The 19,140-nt window shown below is 72.6% G+C and carries 16 protein-coding genes; 6 read left to right on the plus strand and 10 right to left on the minus strand.

Annotated elements, in window-relative coordinates:
- Positions 1-2,263: S8 family serine peptidase (locus tag ACN6LM_RS33915; RefSeq protein ID WP_445069225.1), on the minus strand; the 2,263-nt coding region annotated here is incomplete at its 3' end.
- Positions 2,264-2,509: 246 nt separating this feature from the next.
- Here ACN6LM_RS33915 and ACN6LM_RS33920 point away from each other — a divergent pair.
- Together ACN6LM_RS33920 and ACN6LM_RS33925 are read left to right on the plus strand one after the other, a co-directional pair.
- Positions 2,510-3,805: a hypothetical protein gene (locus ACN6LM_RS33920; RefSeq protein ID WP_445069226.1), complete on the plus strand. Its 1,296-nt coding sequence runs from the start codon at positions 2,510-2,512 to the stop codon at positions 3,803-3,805.
- Between the two features lie 15 nt (positions 3,806-3,820).
- On the plus strand, positions 3,821-4,837 hold the full coding sequence (locus ACN6LM_RS33925) for a DUF389 domain-containing protein (RefSeq protein ID WP_445069227.1): 1,017 nt from the start codon (positions 3,821-3,823) through the stop codon (positions 4,835-4,837).
- Positions 4,838-4,843: 6 nt separating this feature from the next.
- Here ACN6LM_RS33925 and ACN6LM_RS33930 read toward each other — a convergent pair whose 3' ends face one another.
- Positions 4,844-6,280 carry a phytoene desaturase family protein gene (locus ACN6LM_RS33930; RefSeq protein WP_445069228.1) on the minus strand — a complete coding sequence of 479 codons (1,437 nt, stop codon included), beginning with the start codon at positions 6,278-6,280 and terminating at the stop codon, positions 4,844-4,846.
- 126 nt (positions 6,281-6,406) lie between these two features.
- Here ACN6LM_RS33930 and ACN6LM_RS33935 point away from each other — a divergent pair, with 126 nt between their 5' ends.
- A complete protein-coding gene (locus ACN6LM_RS33935) occupies positions 6,407-7,159 on the plus strand; it encodes a nucleotidyltransferase domain-containing protein (RefSeq protein ID WP_445069229.1) in 753 nt (250 codons plus the stop codon).
- Between the two features lie 10 nt (positions 7,160-7,169).
- On the opposite strand, the gene ACN6LM_RS33940 is transcribed toward ACN6LM_RS33935, so the two are convergent.
- The gene (locus ACN6LM_RS33940) at positions 7,170-7,601 is read right to left on the minus strand and encodes a MarR family winged helix-turn-helix transcriptional regulator (RefSeq protein ID WP_445069230.1); all 432 of its coding nucleotides are present in this window, start codon (positions 7,599-7,601) and stop codon (positions 7,170-7,172) included.
- 90 nt (positions 7,602-7,691) lie between these two features.
- On the opposite strand from ACN6LM_RS33940, the gene ACN6LM_RS33945 reads away from it, so the two are divergent.
- Positions 7,692-8,537, plus strand: coding sequence for an SDR family NAD(P)-dependent oxidoreductase (locus ACN6LM_RS33945; protein ID WP_445069231.1), 846 nt, complete (start codon positions 7,692-7,694; stop codon positions 8,535-8,537).
- Here ACN6LM_RS33945 and ACN6LM_RS33950 read toward each other — a convergent pair.
- A complete protein-coding gene (locus ACN6LM_RS33950; protein WP_445069232.1) occupies positions 8,523-9,362 on the minus strand; it encodes an inositol monophosphatase family protein in 840 nt (279 codons plus the stop codon). The two genes, ACN6LM_RS33945 and ACN6LM_RS33950, sit on opposite strands and share 15 nt — an antisense overlap.
- A 47-nt stretch (positions 9,363-9,409) precedes the next feature.
- Positions 9,410-10,687, minus strand: a complete 1,278-nt coding sequence (locus tag ACN6LM_RS33955) for a lectin (RefSeq protein WP_445069233.1) — start codon at positions 10,685-10,687, stop codon at positions 9,410-9,412.
- Between the two features lie 297 nt (positions 10,688-10,984).
- On the opposite strand from ACN6LM_RS33955, the gene ACN6LM_RS33960 reads away from it, so the two are divergent.
- Entirely contained in the window at positions 10,985-12,049 is a 1,065-nt protein-coding gene (locus ACN6LM_RS33960) for a lipoate--protein ligase family protein (protein ID WP_445069240.1), read from the plus strand.
- Here the strand turns inward: ACN6LM_RS33960 and ACN6LM_RS33965 are convergent.
- Entirely contained in the window at positions 12,046-13,521 is a 1,476-nt protein-coding gene (locus ACN6LM_RS33965) for an amidase (RefSeq protein WP_445069234.1), read from the minus strand. The two genes, ACN6LM_RS33960 and ACN6LM_RS33965, sit on opposite strands and share 4 nt — an antisense overlap.
- Positions 13,522-13,635: 114 nt before the next feature.
- On the minus strand, positions 13,636-13,989 hold the full coding sequence (locus ACN6LM_RS33970; RefSeq protein WP_445069235.1) for a hypothetical protein: 354 nt from the start codon (positions 13,987-13,989) through the stop codon (positions 13,636-13,638).
- A gap of 274 nt (positions 13,990-14,263) precedes the next feature.
- Here ACN6LM_RS33970 and ACN6LM_RS33975 point away from each other — a divergent pair, with 274 nt between their 5' ends.
- Positions 14,264-15,037 carry a hypothetical protein gene (locus tag ACN6LM_RS33975; protein ID WP_445069236.1) on the plus strand — a complete coding sequence of 258 codons (774 nt, stop codon included), beginning with the start codon at positions 14,264-14,266 and terminating at the stop codon, positions 15,035-15,037.
- On the opposite strand, the gene ACN6LM_RS33980 is transcribed toward ACN6LM_RS33975, so the two are convergent.
- The 3 genes from ACN6LM_RS33980 to hydA all read right to left on the minus strand — a co-directional run bounded on the left by ACN6LM_RS33980 (position 15,000) and on the right by hydA (position 19,080).
- Positions 15,000-16,553 carry an NCS1 family nucleobase:cation symporter-1 gene (locus tag ACN6LM_RS33980; RefSeq protein ID WP_445069237.1) on the minus strand — a complete coding sequence of 518 codons (1,554 nt, stop codon included), beginning with the start codon at positions 16,551-16,553 and terminating at the stop codon, positions 15,000-15,002. The genes ACN6LM_RS33975 and ACN6LM_RS33980 overlap by 38 nt on opposite strands.
- A gap of 98 nt (positions 16,554-16,651) precedes the next feature.
- Positions 16,652-17,668 (minus strand): TIGR03842 family LLM class F420-dependent oxidoreductase, encoded by a 1,017-nt coding sequence (locus tag ACN6LM_RS33985; RefSeq protein WP_445069238.1) that lies wholly within the window; start codon positions 17,666-17,668, stop codon positions 16,652-16,654.
- Between the two features lie 11 nt (positions 17,669-17,679).
- On the minus strand, positions 17,680-19,080 hold the full coding sequence (gene hydA / locus ACN6LM_RS33990) for a dihydropyrimidinase (RefSeq protein WP_445069239.1): 1,401 nt from the start codon (positions 19,078-19,080) through the stop codon (positions 17,680-17,682).
- Between the last annotated feature and the right edge of the window lie 60 nt (positions 19,081-19,140).

Consider the following 19,140-nt stretch of genomic DNA (forward strand, 5'->3'; position numbering starts at 1 on the left):
CCAGGTCGTCCCAGAGGGCGGCGACGGTGCCGTTGGGGCGGGCCGCCGAGGGCAGTGCGGTGTTGGCGTAGTCGCCGACCCGCGGCGCCAGGAAGTTGACCAGGCCGTTCGTGGTGACGGACGCGCTGGTGTAGGAGACGCCGTAGAGCTTGACCGGGAAGGGCAGCGCGATCGTCTTGGCGTCCTCGTCACCGGTGAGCGCCACCTTGGTGGTGCCCTTGATCCAGGAGTACGCGGCCGGGGTGCAGGTGTTGCCGTACGCGTCGGACAGCGCGGGGAGATCGACCTTGGCGGTCTCGTCGCCGTCGACGGTGAGGGCGTTGTGGTATGCGCCGTTGCAGAGGACCGGGGCGGCCGGAGTGACGCTCAGGGTGTAGCTGCCCTCGGCGACCTCTGGCAGGGTGAAGGCACCGCTGGTGTCGGTCTTCACGGCGGCGACCGGGGAGCCGTCGACGACGACGGTGGCCTTGGAGAGCGGCCGGCCCTGGACGTCGTGGACGGTGCCGGAGACCTTGTGCGAGGCGACCGCGTCGAGCGCGAAGTCCTGGGTGAGTGCCTGGCCCTTGGTGACCTGGATGCCGGTGACCGTCTTCGGCGCGTAGCCGTAGCCGCTCAAGGTGAAGGAGTACGTGCCCTCGGCCAGCGTCAGACGGTAGGCACCGCCCGCGACGGTGTTGACGATGCGCGAGGTGCCCGCGGCGTCGGTGGCCTTGATGTTCAGGCCGGTCAGCGCCTTGCCGGTGGCCGCGTCGGTGACCGTGCCGGTGACGGTGGCCGCGGTGTGCGGGGCCTTGTCGACGGAGGCGAGGATGTCGAGCTTGCCCTCGCCCCAGACGTTGTTGGCGTCGGCGGTGCCTCCGCAGTGCGTGTCGTCCACGTCGATCGCGCCGTCGTTGAGCAGCGCGCGGGTGGCGTCGATGTCACCGATCAGCGAGGGGGCGGCGGACCACAGCAGGGCCACCGCGCCGGCGACGTGCGGGGTCGCCATCGACGTACCGGAGATGGTGTTGTAGGAGTCGCCCGGCCAGGTGGAGCGGACGTCGACGCCGGGTGCCGAGATGTTCGGCTTCATCGAGCCGTCGACCAGCGACGGACCGAAGCCGGAGAAGTCGGCGATCTTGCCCGTGGAACCGTAGGCCCCGACACCGTAGGTCGCGGCCTGCGCGCCCGGCGGGTGGGTCGTGGAGCAGGTGGAGCCGTCACCGTCGTTGCCGGCGGCGAACGCCTCGAAGATGCCGGCGGAGTTCCACGCCTCGATGATGTCCTGGTAGAACGTCGACGTCGCGTCGTCCGTGCCCCACGAGTTGTTGACGATGTTCGGGGCGAGGTCCGGGCGCGGGTTCTGCCCGTTGTGGTCGGTCGGCGCGAGGATCCACTGGCCGGCCAGGAGCAGCGAGGAGTCGGTGCAGTAGTCCGCCTCGCAGCCCTTGGCCGCGATCCACGTCGCGTTCGGGGCGACACCGACGCCGCCCTTGCCCGCCATGGTGCCCATGGTGTGGGTGCCGTGGCCGTTGTTGTCGCAGGGGGCGCTCGTCGGGCACTCACCACTGGCGTCGTACCAGTTGTAGTCGTGCGTGAAGGAACCGTCCCCGTTGTTGCCCCGGTAGTTGTCGACCAGGTCGGGGTGGTCGAACTGGACGCCGGAGTCGACGTTGGCGATGACGATGCCCTCGCCGCGGTCCTGGTAGTCGTCCCAGACCCGGTCGGCCTTGATGTCCTTGACGCCCCACTCGGGGGTGGCCTCCTCGGCCGCCGCGGCCCTGGTGGCGGCCTTGACCGCGGCCTTCGTCTCGGCCTCGGTGGGCTTCGAGTCGATGTCGTCCAGCTTGTAGTGCTGCTCCTTGACGATGCGCGCGACGTCCGAGCGCTTCGCGAGCTGCTCCACCAGGCCCTGGTCCCCCGTGACCTTGACCGCGTTGGCGATCCAGAAGTCCTGGTGACCGACCTTCTTCTTGTCGAGGAAGGTGTTCAGCGACTGCTGGCTCTTGTGCGCCTTCGCCTTGAGCTCGTCGAACGCCGACTCCGCGCGCGCGGCGTGGCCGTGCTTGCGCTTGGCGGTCGTGAGGTCGGCCTTGTCCTTGAGGACGACGAAGAACGTGCTCTCGCCGCCCTTGTCCACGGCCTTCAGCAGAGCGGAGTCGACCGGGGCGGTCGGGCCGGAGGCCGCGGCGGCGGTCGGCGGGGCGATCAGCAGGCCCGTGACGGTGAGCGCTGCTGCCGCCCAGGCGGCGGTTCTCCGCCGGGGCGATCGGGACAGGTGCATCGGGATGCTCCTCCAGGGACGGTACGGGGGAGCTCGCACGTTAGGAAGAGGGCGTTACTCGGGCATTACAAGCCCGCTCCAACCTAGGTTTCCGCAGATCAGAGGAGTTCACAGGGGCTTCACGGCACGTCTCGCGGACAGGCCGCGTCACACGGCGGCGGACCCCGTTCGGCCCACCCCCGCTCGCGTGAACCCGCCGATGAACGTTGCCTGACAGTCAGACAAATCGGACGGGTGGGAGGCGCGGTGGCGGACATCGGCGCGAGTGACGGCTCCTCACCCCCGGAGGCCCGGGCCCTGCGGGACCGCGTGACCGCGCTCGAACAGGAGCGCGCCCGCCCGGCCCGCCACCGCGGCCGATCCTTCCTCGCCGCCGTCCTCATCGTCCTCGGCTGCCTGCTCGCCCCGCTCTCCGTCGTCGCCGCGTGGGCGTCCGACCAGGTCGGGGACACCGACCGTTACGTGGACACGGTCGCCCCGCTCGCCTCCGACCCGGCCGTCCAGGACGCCGTGGCCGACCGGGTGACCGAGGCGCTCATGACCCGGATCGACCTGTCCGCCCTGCTGTCCGGGGTGTCGCCGGACGACCGGCCCCGTCTGGAGAAGGCGCTCGGGCGGCTCGGCGGTTCGCTGGAGGACGCGGTCCGCGGTCTGGTCCACGACCGGGCGCGCGCGGTCGCCGCTTCGGACGCCTTCGAGAAGGTGTGGACCGAGGGCAACCGGCGGGCGCACCGGGCCGTCGACAAGGCGCTGACCGGGAAGGGCGGCGGCGCGGTGGAGCTGACCGACAACGCCGTCACGCTGGACCTGGCCCCCGTCATCGACCGGGTGAAGCAGCAGCTGGTGGACCGGGGCATGGCGGTGGCCGGGCACATCCCGGAGGTGCACACCGACATCACGCTCGTCAGGTCGGACGACGTCGGCAAGGTCAGGACGTACGTACGGGTCCTGCAGTTCCTGGGCGACTGGCTCGCCGTGATCGCCGTCCTGCTGATCGCAGGGGGCGTGCTGCTCTCGGTGCGGCGGCGCCGGTCGCTGGTGGCGGGGGCCCTCGGCGCCGCCGTGGCCGTGGGTCTGCTCGGCATCGGGCTGCGGATCTTCCGGGCGCTCTATCTGGACGCACTGCCGGCCGGGGTCTCACCGGGGGCGGCGGGCGCGGTCTACGACGCGATGACCCGGTTCCTGGGGACGACGGCACGGATGGTGGTGGCCCTGGGGGTCGTCGTGGCGCTTGCGGCCTGGCTCACCGGTCCGGGCCGGCGTGCGGCGACCGTCAGGGGGCTGTGGACGTCCGGGATCGGTGCGGTCCGGGCCACGGCCGACGGGGCGGGGCTGCGGACCGGCACGGTGGGCCCGTTCGTACGCCGCTTCCGCGCCTGGTTCACCTGGCTGCTGGTGGCGGGAGCGCTGGTGGTCTACCTGCTGTGGGCGCACCCGACGGGGTGGGTCGTCGTCGGGATCGCGCTCTGTCTGCTGTTCCTGCTGGCGGTGGTGGAGTTCCTGGCGGCCGGGGACCGGGAGCCGGGCGTCGGGCACGCCTGAGAGAGGAGCGAACCGATGGCCGTAAACGCCGAAGCCGTCCGGAGGATGACCGACGCGCTGTTCATCGAACGCGGGCTGCGCAGTCCGAGCTCGACCAGGTTCTGGGGGCTGCTCGTGCTGGCCGCCGTCATCGCGAGCGCGGGAGTCGTCGGGGACTCCACGGCCACGGTGATCGGGGCGATGATCGTCGCCCCGCTGATGACGCCGATCCTGGGCTGCGCGCTGGCGCTGGTGCTGGCCCGCCGCCGCCAGGTGGTGCGCTGTCTGCTGCTGGTGACCGGGGGCGCGCTGGCGGTGGTGGCGATCGGGATGTTCCTGGGCTGGATCGCGGCCCCGCCCGACGCGTTCGCCTCCAACAGCCAGGTCTCCTCGCGGATCAGCCCGCGTCTCATCGACCTGCTCGCCGCGCTGGCCACCGGCACGGTCGGCGCGTTCGCCCTGGTGCGTGCCGACATCTCGGACACGCTGCCGGGCGTGGCCATCGCCATCTCCCTGGTGCCGCCGCTGGCCGTGACCGGACTGCTTCTGACGGTGCACCGGTACCACGACGCCGGGGAGTCCGCGCTCCTGTTCGCGACCAACGTGGCGGCGATCGTCGCCACCGGGACCGTGGTCTTCCTCTGTTACGGGGTGCGGGCGGGCGCCGAGCGGGCGGACATGCGGGTCGGGCAGTTCCGGGGCTGGACGCTCGTGGCGGTGGCCTGTGTCGTCGTGCTGGTCGCCGTCCCGCTCACCACCGGCACGATCCGGGTCGCCCACGACCGCCTGCTCGCCGCCGACGCGCGGCCGGTCGCGGAGCGGTGGGCGGCGACCGGGAAGTGGCAGATCGCGTCCGTGGAGGCGCGCAACGGCGTCGTCGTCATCGGCGTACTCGGCCTGCCGCCGCAGCCCGCGCCGACCGCGCTGCGCAAGGCGCTGGACGACCACGGCATGCGCGACGCCGACCTCGAACTCCACCTGGTCGGCGGGCGTACGCACTGGTGCCCGGCGGACACGGACACCTGCACGGTACGGGCGGGCGGGCGCGGCTGATCCGCGTCAGCGGCGGCGGCCGGGCTCCCCCGACGCGCGCAGCCGCCGCCAGACCGCCTTCGCCGCGTGGTGTCCGGACATGCCGTGCACCCCGGGGCCGGGCGGGGTCGCCGAGGAGCAGAGGAAGACCGCCGGGTGCGCGGTGGCGTACGGCACGCGGGCGAGCTTGGGGCGGATGACGGTCTGGAGGCCGGCGAAGGCACCGCAGGCGATGTCCCCGTCCACGTAGTTCGCGTTGCGCTTCGCGATGCCGGGCGGACCGGCGATCGCGCGGGCGAGGACCAGGTCGCGGAAGCCGGGGGCGAACCGCTCAAGCTGGCGTTCGATGACCTCGGTCGCGTCGCCCTGCCAGCCCGCCGGGACGTGCCCGTACACCCAGAAGACGTGCTTCCCCTCCGGGGCGCGGGAGGGGTCGACCAGACTGGACTGCGCGGTGATCAGGAAGGGGACGCGGGGATCGCGGCCGTCGACCGCCCGGTGCAGGGCGTCGTCGATCTCGCCGGCGGTGGGGCCGATGTGCACGGTGCCTGCTCGGCGGGGCTCCTCGGCGGTCCACGGCACCGGGCCCGACAGCGCGTAGTCGATCTTGAAGCAGGAGGCGCCGTAGCGGTACCCCTGGTAGGCGCGGCCGAGTCCGGCGATCCGGGCGAGCGCGGCCGGCGAGGTGTCGAAGACGTAGGCGCGGGCGGGCGGCAGTTCGTCCAGGCGCTTGACCTCCGTACCGGTGGTGATCGTGCCGCCCAGCTCCCGGAGGTACGAGGCGAGGGCGTCGGAGATGGCCTGGGAGCCGCCGCGCGGAACGGGCCAGCCGCGCTCGTGGGCGGCCAGCGCGAAGAGCAGGGCGATGCCGCCGGTGGCGAGGCCGTTCGTGGGCGCGATGGCGTGCGCGGCGAGGCCGGCGATCAGGCCGCGCGCCTTCTCGCCCCGGAAGCGGCGGGAGAGCAGGGTGGCGGGCTGGATCGCGTCGAGCCCGAAGCGCGCCCAGCGGTACGGGTCGCGGGGCAGCCCGTCCCAGGGGGTGCGCAGGAAGTCCTGGGCGAGGGTGTCCCAGTGGCCGAGGTAGGGGGCGAGGAGCCGGCGGTAGGCGCCCGCGTCCCCGGGGCCGAGCGACATCGCGGTCTCCCCCACCGAGCCGGCGAGCACGGCGGCGGTGCCGTCGGGGAAGGGGTGGGCGAGGGCGAGGTCGGGCTGGATCCATTCCAGGCCGTGCCGGTCGAGGGGCATCGCGTCGAAGGCCGGGGAGCCTATGGCCAGGGGGTGCACCGCCGAGCAGGGGTCGTGCCGGAAACCGGGGAGCGTCAGCTCCTCCGTGCGCGCGCCGCCGCCGACCGCGGGTCCGGCCTCGAAGACCTGGACGGCCAAGCCCCGGCGGGCCAGTTCGACTGCGGCGGTCAGTCCGTTGGGACCCGCGCCCACCACGACCGCATCGAGCATCGACGGCACCTTCGGACTCCTTTGTCAGCCGACGGTCGGAGCACCCAGGATATTCGCAGGCACCGACAGCCGGGGGGCGGGTAGTGTCCTCGCCCGATGACATCGGACAACTTCGCAGGACCCGCCGATTCCGGAATGACCGCCCGGGTCGCCGAGATGGCCGCCCGGCTCACCCACGTGCCCGGCATCCGGGCCGTCCTGCTCGGCGGCAGCCGCGCCCGGGGCGCCCACCGCCCGGACTCCGACTGGGACCTGGGCCTGTACTACCGCGGTACGCCGGGCACCGCGGCCCTGTCCGCACTGGCCACCGCCTTCCAGGGCTCACCGGCCGAGGTGACCGGTCCCGGCGGCTGGGGGCCGTGGGTGGACGCCGGGGGCTGGCTGCGGGTGGACGGCGTCCAGGTCGACTGGATCCTGCGCGACCTGGACCGGGTCGAGGCGGTCTGGGCCGGCTGCCGCGAAGGCCGCTACGAGGTGGGGATCCAGCCGGGCCATCCGCTGGGCTTCTGGTCGCCCGCGTACCCGGGCGAGGTCGCCCTCGGGCGCGTACTGTCCGACCCGGGCGGGGAGTTGACGGCCCTGAAGCAGGAGACCTCGGTCTACCCGGAGCCGCTGCGCGAGGCGCTGGCCGCCGCGGCCTGGGAGGCGGAGTTCTCGGTGGCGGCGGCCCGCAAGTCGGCCCCGTCGGGCGACCGGCTGCATGTCTCCCTCTGCCTCTCCCGGGCCTTCGGCATCCTCGCGCAGTCGCTCCACGCCCACCACCGCACGTGGTGCCTCAACGAGAAGGGCGCCCTCGCGGCGCTGCGGGGCCTGGACGCGGCGGCGGTGGAGACGGCCGCGGAGCTGGTGCGCGAGGTGCGCGCGGTGCTGGGGACGGCGTCGGGCTGAGGAAGGCCGGTCAGTCCGCGCGGATCGCGGTGACGCAGCGGGCCAGCAGGTCGCGCAGGGTGTCGCGTTCCTCGGGGGCGAGCGCGTCCGCGATGCGGCGTTCGATGCGGACGGCCCGTTCGTCGGCCCGGCGCAGCGTCTCCGTGCCGGCCTCGGTCAGCCGGGTCTCCAGCATCTTCTGGTGGTAGGGGTGCGCGGACCTGGCGATCAGGCCGCGCTCCTCCAGGTGCTTGAGCACCCCCGCCATCGCCTGGGGGGTCACCAGGCACGTCCGGGCGAGCGCCGCACCCGAGATCCCGGGGTTGTCGGAGAGCGCGAGGAGCGCCGCGTACTGCGCGACCGTGAGGCCGGCGTCCTTGAGTGCGGCGCTCTTGGCTGCCATGAGGGCCTGCTCGGCGCGCTTGATGTCCAGGCCGAGGCGTTCGCCGGCGGTCATTCCCATGCCCGCGAGCGTACAGCGCCGGATACCGAGCAAGCTCAGAACATGAGACAAGCATGGAATTGGCATCAAGAGCTTGATATAACTCAGGCCATGGATACCTACACGGCACCCCACTCGTTCCCCGGCACCGTTCTCATCACCGGAGCGACCCAGGGACTCGGCCTCCACCTGGCCCGCGACCTCGCCGGACGCGGCGCGACGCTGCTGCTGCACGGCCGCGACCGCGGCCGGCTCGACCGGGCGGCCGCCGAGGCGCGGGAGCTCTCGGCCGGCCGGGCCGAGGTCCGCACCTATCTCGCGGACCTCTCCGACCTCGACCAGGTCCGGGCCATGGCGGCCGGCGTCCGCGCGGCCGAACCCCGGCTGGACGTGCTCGTCAACAACGCGGTGGCGGGCGGCGGAAGCGAGCCGCTGCGCCGGGAGTTCGGCGCGCAGGGACACGAACTGCGGTTCACCGTCAACCACCTGACGCCGTACCTGCTGACCAGGGAGCTGCTGCCGCTGCTGTCGGCGTCGGCGCCCGCGCGGGTGGTCCAGGTGGCCTCGATGGGGCAGGCGCCGGTCGATCTGGACGACGTCATGATGGAGCGCGGTTACGAGGGGCTCGAGGCGTACTGCCGGAGCAAGCTCGCGATGATCATGTCGGCGTTCGACCTGGCCGAGGAGGAGACGGCCCGCACCGGCGTCACCGTCAACGCGCTGCACCCGGCCCACCTGATGGACACCGAGGGCGTGCGCGCGTACGGGCTGACGCCGGCGGTCCCCGTCGAGGAGGGGGTGCGCCCCACGGTGCGGCTGATCACCGACCCGGCGCTCACCGGCGTCACCGGCCGCTACTTCGACCGGTTCACGGACGCGCGGGCGCACGACCAGGCGTACGACCCCGAGGCCCGCAAGCGCCTCACCGCCCTCACCCGGGAGCTACTGGGCCTCTGAGCGGCCCGCGCGCAGCGCTCCCAGGACCCGGTCGGCGGTCGCGCGGTCCCGGGCGGCGGTGAAGGGCAGGGTGTTGCCGCCGGCGATACGGAACGGCTCACCGGACAGCGTGGCCTGCGCGCCGCCCGCCTCGGCGACCAGGAGGAGCCCCGCCGCGTGGTCCCAGGCGTACTCCCAGCTGAAGGCTATGGCGTCCAGCTCGCCCCGGGCCACGGCGAGGTATTCGAGGCCCGCCGAGCCGCAGGGGCGGGCGGCGAAGCCCTCGGCGCGCAGGCCGAGCAGGGCGGCCTTCTGCGCGTCGGTGGTGTAGTCGGGGTGCGACATCGCCACGTCCAGTACGGCGTCCGGCGCGGGCGAGCCGGCCCGGATCGCGGTGCCGTCGACCCGCGCGCCCCGACCGCGTACGGCGACGGCCATCTCGTCCAGGACGGGGGCGTACGTCCAGGAGGCCAGCAGCTCGCCCCGGTGGGCGAGGGCGACCAGGGTGCAGAAGCCGGGTTCGCCGTGGACGAACTGGCGGGTGCCGTCGACCGGGTCCACGATCCATACGGGCGCGTCGCCGCCCAGCGCCTCGTACACCTTCGGGTCGGCGTGGACGGCCTCCTCGCCGACGACGACCGAGCCGGGCAGGAGCCGGCCGAGGGAGGCGGTGAGGTGCTCCTCGGCGCGCCGGTCCGCGACGGTGACGAGGTCGTGCGGGCCGTTCTTCTCGACCACCTCGTGGGCGGCCAGCTGCCGATAGCGGGGCATGATCTCGGGGGCGGCCGCTGCGCGGACCGCCGCCTCGATGTCGGTCAGGTCACCGGCGAGGAAGGCATCGATCATGCCTCCAGCCAATCATGGGCGCCCGGGGCGCCGGAGGGCCGGGTTGGTCAGCCGTTGACCGTCCACTTCTGGTTGGCCGTTCCCGCGCAGGTCCAGATCTGCAGCGGCGTGCCGTTGGCCGCGTTGTTGCCCGTGACGTCCAGGCACTTGTTCGCCTGGGGGTTCACGATGTCGCGGGCCCCGCTGACCGCCCACTTCTGCGCGGCCGATCCGTTGCAGTCCCAGAGCTGGACCTTGGTGCCGTCCGCCGTGCCGCCGGAGGCCACGTCGAGGCACTTGCCGAGGGCCCGGATCGTGCCGTCGGCGCCCACGGTCCACTTCTGCGCGTTGGTGCCGTTGCAGTCGTAGAGCTGGACCGGGGTGCCGTTGGCGGTGTTGGCGGCGGCGACGTCCACGCACTTGCCCGCGAGTCCGGTGATCCGGCCGCCCGTGCCGGTCTGGCTGTCGCTGGTGGTGACGCGGACGTGGTCGACGACGAGCTGGTTGGGGAAGGCGGTGCTGCCGTCGGGGTCGCCGGGCCAGTAGCCGCCGACCGCCAGGTTGAGGATGAGGAAGAAGGGCTTGTTGAAGGCCCAGGCGTTGCCGTTGGTGTCGGCGGGGGTGCGGTGCTGGTAGACGTTGCCGTCGACCGACCAGGTGACGGAGTCGGGGGCCCAGTCGACGGCGAAGGTGTGGAAGGCGTCCGCGAACGCCTGGCCGTTCGGCAGGGTGTAGCCCGCGCCGATGCCGCCGGAGCCGGAGTAGCCGGGCCCGTGCAGGGTGCCGTGCACGGTGGAGGGCTCGAAGCCGACGTTCTCCATGATGTCGATCTCACCCGAGTTGGGCCAGCCGACCTGCCCGATGTCGCTGCCGAGCATCCAGAAGGCGGGCCACATGCCCTGCCCGCGCGGGATCTTCATGCGCGCCTCGACATGCCCGTACGCCTGGGTGAACTTGCCGGAGGTGTTCAGCCGCGCCGAGGTGTACTGACAGGTGCCGTACCAGCACTGGTAGTTGGCCGGATTCTCCTTGCGCGCGGTGATGACGAGATGGCCCTGGCCGTCCAGCGCCGCGTTCTTGTTGCCCGAGGTGTAGTACTGCCGCTCGTGGTTGTTGACGTTGTCGCCGGTCTCGATCTGCCACTTGCTGCCGTCCACGGCCGAACCGGCCGCGCCGTCGAACTCGTCGGAGAACGTCGTCGTGGCGGTCGCCGCGGCCTGCGACATCGGCGCGGCGTCCGCCGCCGCGGGGCCGCCGGCGCCGGCCAGACCGGCGGTGGCCAGGGCGAGGGCGAGTGCCGGGAGTACGGAGCGCAGCAGGCGCCGCGAAAGGCGTGGGGAGTCCATGACTCTCCCTTCCGTTGCAGGGGGGAGGGAAGGGGAACCCTGCCGTGCACATGTAAGTCATGCGCATGACAGGTCGAGCAGACGCGGTGGAGCGGGTATGGGGCACTTGGTTCGCTACGTGATTTAAGAAGTGAAGAAAGGCGGTGTCAAGGGTTTGGTACGGACCACAGGAGTCGAAGTGACGGCGAGCCTGCCGCGCGCACCCCGGCCCGCCGGACTATTCCGTGCGACGGTGGCGTTGTGACTGGCCGGAACCCGCACGAGGCGGACGATCCGGGCGGAAGTGGAGGCAGGGCTGTGCACGGTGAGTACAAGATCCCCGGCGGCAAGCTGGTCGTCGTGGACCTGGAGGTCGAGGGCGGCGCCCTGCGCGACGTCCGGGTGGCCGGCGACTTCTTCCTGGAGCCGGACGAGGCGATCCTCGCGATCGACGCGGCCCTGGAGGGCGCCCCGGCGACCACCGACACCGTGGCCCTCGCCGCCCGGATCGACGCGGCGCTGCCGGAGCCGACGGTGATGCTCGGCCTCACATCGGAGGGTGTCGCCGTCGCCGTGCGCCGGGCGCTGGCGCAGGCCACGGAGTGGAGCGACTACGACTGGCAGCTCATCCATGACGCCCCGCAGTCCCCGGCCCTGCACATGGCCCTGGACGAGGTCATCACGGCGGAGGTCGCGGCGGGCAGGCGCCCACCGACACTGCGGGTGTGGGAGTGGGACTCCCCCGCGGTGATCATCGGCAGCTTCCAGTCGCTGCGCAACGAGGTGGACGCCGAGGGCGTCGAACGCCACGGCGTCACCGTCGTCCGGCGGATCTCCGGGGGCGGCGCGATGTTCGCGGAGCCGAGCAGCACCATCACGTACTCGCTGGCCGTCCCCCAGTCGCTGGTCTCCGGGCTCTCCTTCGCGGACAGTTACGCGTATCTGGACGACTGGGTGCTCGAAGCGCTCGGGGACATGGGCATCAAGGCGTGGTACCAGCCGCTCAACGACATCGCCACCGAGGTCGGCAAGATCGCCGGGGCCGCGCAGAAGCGCGTGGTCGGCCCGGACGGCGGCCCGGGGGCGGTGCTGCACCACGTGACGATGTCGTACGACATCGACGCCGACAAGATGCTGGACGTGCTGCGCATCGGCAAGGAGAAGATGTCGGACAAGGGCACGAAGAGCGCCAAGAAGCGCGTGGACCCGCTCCGCCGGCAGACCGGCCTGCCGCGCCAGGCCGTCATCGAGCGCATGATCGAGTCCTTCCGCAACCGGCACGGGCTGACCCGGGGCGAGGTGACCCCCGAGGAGCTGGCCCGGGCGGAGGAACTGGTCCGGACGAAGTTCTCGAACGACGAGTGGACCGCCCGGGTCCCCTAACCGAGGAGCGGCGGCCGGTGGTCCGCCCAGCGCAGCTCCGCCTCCAGCTGGGCCGCCAGCGAGACGAGCCGTTCCTCGCCGCGGGACGGGCCGAGGAGCTGGGCGCCGACGGGGAGGCCGTCCCGTGTGAAGCCCGCCGGGACGTTGACACCGGGCCAGCCCAGCACGTTCCACGGCCAGGCGTACGGGCACGCCTCGGTCATCGCGACGTCGGTGCGCCAGGCGCTCAGCCCGTCGAACCGGCCGATCCGGGGCGGCGGCATCGCGGTCGTCGGGGTCAGCAGCACGTCGAAACCGGCGCCTCCGCGTCCGTGGTGGAACAGCGCCCCGATCCGCCGGTGCTGGTGCACCTCGCGCGCCCGGGCCGCCCGCACCACCCTGCCGCCCAGCCGGGTGCCGGTGCGCAGCGCACTGCGGGTGCGTACGTCCAGGAGCGCCGGTTCGGGGTGCAGGGCGGCGAGTTCGGCGATGCCCGCCGTTGCGCGGGGGACGAAACCGAGGCCGATGAGCCCGTAGCGCGGCCGGGCCTCCTCGACGTGGTGGCCGAGCCTGGCCAGCGCCTCCGCGATCGCGGTGACCGCGCGCCGCACCTCCGGGTGGGGTGCCGTACCGGTGAGGGTGAGCGGGGGCCGCCAGGCGAGCGCGATGCGCAGCCGGCCCAGATCGCGGCGGGCGGCGGCCGAGGCGTCGACGGGCGGCGGGCGGTGCGGGTCCTCGGGGTGCGGCCCGGCGACGGCGTCGAGGAGGAGGGCGGCGTCCTCGACGGTCCTGGCCAGCGGTCCGTTGACGGTGAGGCCCTGGAACGCGTCGCTGTGCGGGTGCACCGAGATCCGGCCGCGCTGCGGCTTGATGCCGACCAGGTGGGTCCAGGCCGCGGGGATGCGGACGGACCCGGCGCCGTCCGAGCCGAGGGCGGCGGGCACGAGTCCGGCGGCGACGGCGGCGGCCGAACCCCCGGACGAGCCGCCCGGGGTGTGGTCGGTGTGCCAGGGGTTGCGGGTGGCGCCGAACGCGGCGCCCTCGGTGAACGGCCACTGGCCCAGCTCGCAGGAGTTGGTCTTGCCGACGATCACGGCCCCGGCCGCGCGCAGCCTGCGTACGGCTTCGCTGTCGGTGGCCGCCGCGGCCCGCTCCCCGGCGCAGCCGAAGTACGTGGGCATCCCGGCGACGTCCGTGTCGTCCTTCACCGCGACGGGCACCCCGAGCAGCGGCAGCCGCTCCCCCGCCGCGAGCCTGCGGTCGGCTTCGGCGGCCTCGGTGAGCGCCGCCTCGGCGCGCAGGTGGCGGAAGGCGTTGAGGGTGCCCTGGCTCGCCTCGATCCGGGCCAGCGCGGCGGTGACGAGTGCGGTGGAGGTGGTCCGGCCGTCCGCGAGGGCCCGCACACTGTCGGCGAGCCCGCGCGGGGCGGGGTCCGGAGCGTCCCGGTCGGGTACGGGTTCTTCGGCCGTTCGGGTGACTGGGGCTGAGGACATGGGCGGCTCGCCTCCTCGTACCGTCAAGTGCGCACGTGCACCTGTCCGCGCGAGCGGACTTACTGGAGGGTAACGAGTGGGCGCGCCGCCCTCAACCGTTCGGTGCGAAGGTCCTTACGGGCGCACGCTGATCTCGCCGATGCCGGTGCCGAGGCCGGCGCAGTGCGCGGTGGACTGGCCGGACTGGCCCGGGGCGAGGGTGACGTGCTCGCCGTCCACGTCGGGTGACCAGCCGCAGACCAGGTGGACCCAGAAGGTCTGGGTGGTGGAACCGTTGTTCCGGCACAGCGCGTAGCCGGTGTAGTCGTCCACGGCGTGCTTGCCGGTGTCGCAGGAGAGGCCGGGCGGCGTGGCTGCGGCCGGGGCCGCGACGGCGAGGCCGCCGGCCACGGCGAGGGCCGTGGACAGGCCGGTGACGGCGGCCCGGCGCAGCACGGTGCGGGACAGGTTCCCCAGGGTCTTCTTCATGGTGCCCTTTCGGTGGTGACCGCCCGTGGCCGCCGGGGCGGCACGCGCGCGGTCGCGTTCGACTCTGGCGCGGGCGGGCGCAGGAGCGGGCCGCCCGCGGTCTGCCTAACCGGCGGCATGGGAAAACGTCACGCTGCGTAGACGCCGCCCGGGGCGGCGCGCAGGGGGGCGCCTACGCCGAACGGGCGGCGTTCACTCCCCCGGCGTACGCTCGACGGGACCGGACCGCAGTCATCCGGTAGTCCCCCACGACCCTTCGCACCGAGGAGGCGACGTGACCGGTTCACCTCTCGGCACCCGCCCGGCCGCGTGGGCCGCCGCGTTCCTGATCGGCGCCGCCGGTACCGGCGTCCTCGGCGGCGTGGCCCACGCGGAGGACATCGACCATCTCACCGCCCAGCAGATCGCCGACCGCTCCAGGGACGCGCTGCTCGGCGCGGAGTCCCTGCACGTGTCCACCCGGGGCGACCTGGGCAAGGGCACCCCGTCCATGTCCCTGGACCTGGCCGTGGACCGGCACGGCAACTGCAACGGCTCGGTGGATCTGGGCCGGAGCCAGGGCTCGGTGCTGATCGTCAAGCGCGGTGACGACGTGTGGCTGAAACCGGACGCGGACTTCTGGAAGAACCAGGTGCCGAACGGCGGTTCGGCCTTCGCGGCGATCGTCGGGGACCGCTATCTGAAGGCCCCCGCCGACAGCCCCCGGCTGCGCGCCCTGACGAAGACGTGCGACCTCAACACCTTCCAGAAGCTCGTCAGCGACAACGCGAACGACGACACCGGCACGCTCAACAAGGGCGCGAAGACCACCCTCGGCGACACGTCCGTGGTCCCGCTGACCCGGATGCGCGGCGACATGACGCTGACCGTGGACGTGGCTGCGACGGGCAAGCCCTATCCGCTGCGGCTCTCGCTGCGCGGCGGGAACGGCACAAACGCGGTGGTGGACTTCTCGGACTTCGACGAACCGGTGCCCAGGAACACGCCGTCGCCCGCCGACTCGTACGACGTCAGCGCCCTGCTGAGCCGGACCTCCGCCCCGACGTGACCCCCGCCATCAGCGCCACGTACACGAGGAGTGAGGCCGCGAGGCCCACCGCCCAGCCGTAGTCCGCGAGCGGCTGCAGGAACGGGATGACGCCGTCCGAGGGGAACGGCCCCTCCCCGGGCTTCGAGTGGGAGCCGCCGATCGCGAGGACACCGCCGATCACGAACGCGGCGACGGCCCGCCAGTTCCAGCCGCCGGTGTACCAGTACCGGCCGCCGGGCCGGTAGAGGTCCGCGAGATCGAGCACCGTGCGGCGGACGATCCAGTAGTCGGCGATCAGGATGCCCGCGACCGTACCGAGCAGCCCGCCGACCAGGCCGAGCCAGGTGAAGATGTACAGCTCGGGCGTCTCGGTGAGCTTCCACGGCATGATGACGACGCCGACGACCCCGGTGATCAGCGCACCCGTACGGAAACTGATGAACTTCGGCGCGAGATGCGCCAGGTCGTACGCGGGTGAGACGACGTTGGCCGCGATGTTGACGGAGATCGTCGCGACCAGGACGGTCACCAGGGCGTAGAGGAGCCCGAAGACGTTGTCGGTGTGGGCGACGAGCTCGACCGGGTCCCAGACGGCCTTGCCGTACACGGCCTGGGAGCCGGAGGTGACGAGCACCGAGAGGAGCGCGAACAGCGTCATCGTCGTCGGCAGTCCGAGCGACTGGCCCCGGATCTGGGCCCGTTGCCCCGCCCCGAAGCGGGTGAAGTCGGGGATGTTCAGGGAGAGCGTGGCCCAGAACGCGATCATGCCCATCAGGGACGGGAAGAAGACGGGCCAGAAGTCCTTGCCCCAGCCGAGCTCCGACGGCTGGTCGAGCAGCGGTCCAAAGCCTCCGGCCTTCACCGCGATCCACACGAGGAGCACCAGCGCACCGACGATCACGAAGGGCGCGGCCCAGTTCTCGAACCGGCGCAGCGCGTCCATCCCCCGGTGGATGATGGCGAGTTCGAGCGCCCAGAAGAGGACGAAGCACAGCCAGAGCGTCCAGGGCTGACCGCCGATCTCGGACGCCTCGGCCCAGCCGCCGAACACCTTGCCCAGCAGCGTGAAGATGCCGACGCCGCCGATCCAGGTCTGGATGCCGAACCAGGCGCAGGCGACCGCCGCCCGGATCAGCGCCGGCAGGTTGGCGCCGCGCAGCCCGAACGAGGCCCGCGCCAGCACCGGGAAGGGGATGCCGTACTTCGGCCCGGCGTGGCCGGTGAGCAGCATGGGCCCGAGCACGATCAGGTTGGCGAGCGCGATGGTGAAGACGGCCTGCTTCCAGTCCATGCCGAGGGCGACGAGACCGGAGGCGAGCAGCCAGGACGGGATGTTGTGGGCCATGCCGACCCACAGGGCGGTGAAGTTGTACGTGGTCCAGACCCGCCGCGCCAGCGGGACGGGCAGCAGGTCCGCGTTGACGAAGCGGTTGTCGTCGGGGACGGCGCCGGGGGCGAGCTCGACGCGGTCGGAGTGGTCGGCCGGTATGGGCTCCGGTGAGGGGGACGGTGACGGGGGTGCGGTCGATGTCATGGCGGCTGGACCCTTCGCTCGGGGCGGTGCCGTGCGGCGCGGGCGGGGCGCGGGGGGTTGCGTACGACCGGAGGTGCGGGCGACCGGGGTGCGGGCGGTCAGTCGGTGAGGGCGGGGATGACGGCGGAGCCGTAGGCGTCGATGGTGGCCTCGCGGGCGTCGTGCATGTCGTACACCGCGAACTGGTCGACGCCCAGCCCCTTGAGGTGTCTCAGCTTCTCGACATGGGCGGCGGCCGGGCCGAGCAGGCAGAAGCGGTCCACGATGGCGTCGGGGACGAACGCGGTGTCGGGGTTCCCGGCGCGCCCGTGGTGGCTGTAGTCGTAGCCCTGCCGGCCCTTGATGTACGCGGTCAGCTCGTCAGGGACCAGGCCCGAGTGCTCGCCGTACCGGGCGACGAGGTCGGCGACGTGGTTGCCGACCATCCCGCCGAACCAGCGGCACTGGTCCCGGGCGTGGGCCAGGGCCTCGGGCGAGTCGTCTTCGGTGACGTAGGCGGGGGCGGCGACGCAGATGGTGACCGCGTCCGGGTCGCGTCCGGCCCCGGCCGCCGCCTCCCGTACCGCCTTGATCATCCACTCGGTGAGGTAGGGGTCCGCGAGCTGGAGGATGAAACCGTCGGCCTTCTGCCCGGCGAGCGCGAGGGCCTTGGGGCCGTAGGCGGCCATCCAGACGGGGAGCTTGCCGTCCTTGATCCAGGGGATGCGGACGGGGTTGCCGTCCACCTCGGCCTCGCGGCCCTCCGCCAGGTCGCGGATGACGTCGATGGCCTCGCCCAGCCGGGCCAGGGTGTTGGGCGCGCGCCCGGCGACGCGCATCGCGGAGTCGCCCCGGCCGATCCCGCACACGGTCCGGTTGCCGTACATGTCGTTGAGGGTGGCGAAGGTGGAGGCGGTGACCTCCCAGGTGCGGGTGCCCGGGTTGGTGACCATGGGGCCCACGGTGAGCCGGTCGGTGTGTTCCAGGATGCCGCTGTAGATGACGAAGGGCTCCTGCCAGAGCACCGCCGAGTCGAAGGTCCAGCCGTAGCGGAACCCGTTGCGTTCGGCGCGGCGCATCAGGCTGATCACGGCCGATGCGGGCGGGTCCGTCTGGAGGACGAGTCCGAAGTCCATGCCCGTTGCTCCTAGTTCAGGTACTGACAGGTGGCGCGTGGGGTGTAGATGCCGTGGCCGGTCCGGCCGGTGTACGCGCGGTTGTCGATGACGACCTCGCCGCGTGAGAGCACGGTCTCGACCCGGCCGGTGAGCCGCTTCCCCTCGTACGCCGAGTAGTCGACGTTCATGTGGTGGGTCTCGGCGGACACGGTCTGCTCGGCCGCCGGGTCGTACACGACGATGTCCGCGTCCGCGCCGGGCGCGATCGTGCCCTTCTTCGGGTAGAGGCCGAACATCCGCGCCGGGGACGCGCAGGCGATCTCGATCCAGCGGCGGCGCGAGATGTGCCCGTCGACCACCGCCTGGTGCAGCAGGTCCATGCGGTTCTCGACGCCCGGCATGCCGTTGGGGATCTTCGAGAAGTCGCCCCGGCCCCTCTCCTTCTGCCCGGAGAAGCAGAAGGGGCAGTGGTCGGTCGAGACGACCTGGAGCTCGTTGTTGCGCAGCCCGCGCCACAGGACCTCCTGGTGCTCCCGGGGCCGCAGCGGCGTCGAGCAGACGTACTTGGCGCCCTCGAAGTCCGGTTCCGCGAGGTTGTCGGTGGACAGGAAGAGGTACTGCGGGCAGGTCTCGCCGAAGACGGGCTGTCCCTTGTGGCGGGCGGCGGCGATCTCGGCGACGGCCTCGTCGGCGGAGACGTGCACGACGTACAGCGGCGCTCCCGCGACCCGGGCGAGCTGGATCGCGCGGTGCGTGGCCTCGGCCTCCAGCGCCACCTTGCGTACGTCGCCGTGGTAGCGGGGGTCGGTGCGGCCGGCGGCGAGGGCCTGCTCCACCAGGACGTCGATGGCGATGCCGTTCTCCGCGTGCATCATGATCAGGCCGCCGTTGGACTCGGCCCGCTGCATGGCGCGCAGGATCTGCCCGTCGTCGCTGTAGAAGACACCGGGGTACGCCATGAACAGCTTGAAGGACGTGATGCCCTCACCGACCAGGAGGTCCATCTCCTTGAGCGAGGACTCGTTCACGTCGGCGAGGATCATGTGGAAGGCGTAGTCGATGGCGCAGTTGCCGTCCGCCTTGGCGTACCAGGCGTCCAGGCCCTCGCGCAGGGAGCGGCCGACGGACTGGATGGCGAAGTCCACGATGGTGGTGGTGCCGCCCCAGGCAGCGGCGCGGGTGCCGGTCTCGAAGGTGTCGGCCGCGTAGGTGCCGCCGAACGGCATCTCCATGTGGGTGTGCGCGTCGACGCCGCCCGGGATGACGTACTTGCCGGTCGCGTCGATGGTCCGGGCGGCGGTCCAGCCGGCCGCCTCGTCGCTGTCGTGGGCGGCGAGCGCGGCGATCCGGCCGCCGTCGACGAGGACGTCCGCGTGCATCTCGTCCGACGCGGTGACGACCAGGCCGCCGCGGATGACGGTACGGCTCATGGGTACCCCTCCTCGTGTGCTGGTGGAGCGGGGGGGGGGGGGGGGGGGGGGGGGGGGGGG

The organism is Streptomyces sp. SAS_281, assembly GCF_052542855.1.

Excerpts from the sequence above, each read along its gene's own strand:
- ACN6LM_RS33925 (WP_445069227.1), top strand. The coding sequence starts at position 3,821 with ATGGCCGTAAACGCCGAAGCCGTCCGGAGGATGACCGACGCGCTGTTC.
- hydA (WP_445069239.1), bottom strand. The coding sequence starts at position 19,080 with ATGAGCCGTACCGTCATCCGCGGCGGCCTGGTCGTCACCGCGTCGGAC.
- ACN6LM_RS33940 (WP_445069230.1), bottom strand. The coding sequence starts at position 7,601 with ATGGGAATGACCGCCGGCGAACGCCTCGGCCTGGACATCAAGCGCGCC.
- ACN6LM_RS33935 (WP_445069229.1), top strand. The coding sequence starts at position 6,407 with ATGACCGCCCGGGTCGCCGAGATGGCCGCCCGGCTCACCCACGTGCCC.
- ACN6LM_RS33965 (WP_445069234.1), bottom strand. The coding sequence starts at position 13,521 with ATGTCCTCAGCCCCAGTCACCCGAACGGCCGAAGAACCCGTACCCGAC.
- ACN6LM_RS33945 (WP_445069231.1), top strand. The coding sequence starts at position 7,692 with ATGGATACCTACACGGCACCCCACTCGTTCCCCGGCACCGTTCTCATC.
- ACN6LM_RS33955 (WP_445069233.1), bottom strand. The coding sequence starts at position 10,687 with ATGGACTCCCCACGCCTTTCGCGGCGCCTGCTGCGCTCCGTACTCCCG.
- ACN6LM_RS33980 (WP_445069237.1), bottom strand. The coding sequence starts at position 16,553 with ATGACATCGACCGCACCCCCGTCACCGTCCCCCTCACCGGAGCCCATA.
- ACN6LM_RS33970 (WP_445069235.1), bottom strand. The coding sequence starts at position 13,989 with ATGAAGAAGACCCTGGGGAACCTGTCCCGCACCGTGCTGCGCCGGGCC.
- ACN6LM_RS33985 (WP_445069238.1), bottom strand. The coding sequence starts at position 17,668 with ATGGACTTCGGACTCGTCCTCCAGACGGACCCGCCCGCATCGGCCGTG.
- ACN6LM_RS33950 (WP_445069232.1), bottom strand. The coding sequence starts at position 9,362 with ATGATCGATGCCTTCCTCGCCGGTGACCTGACCGACATCGAGGCGGCG.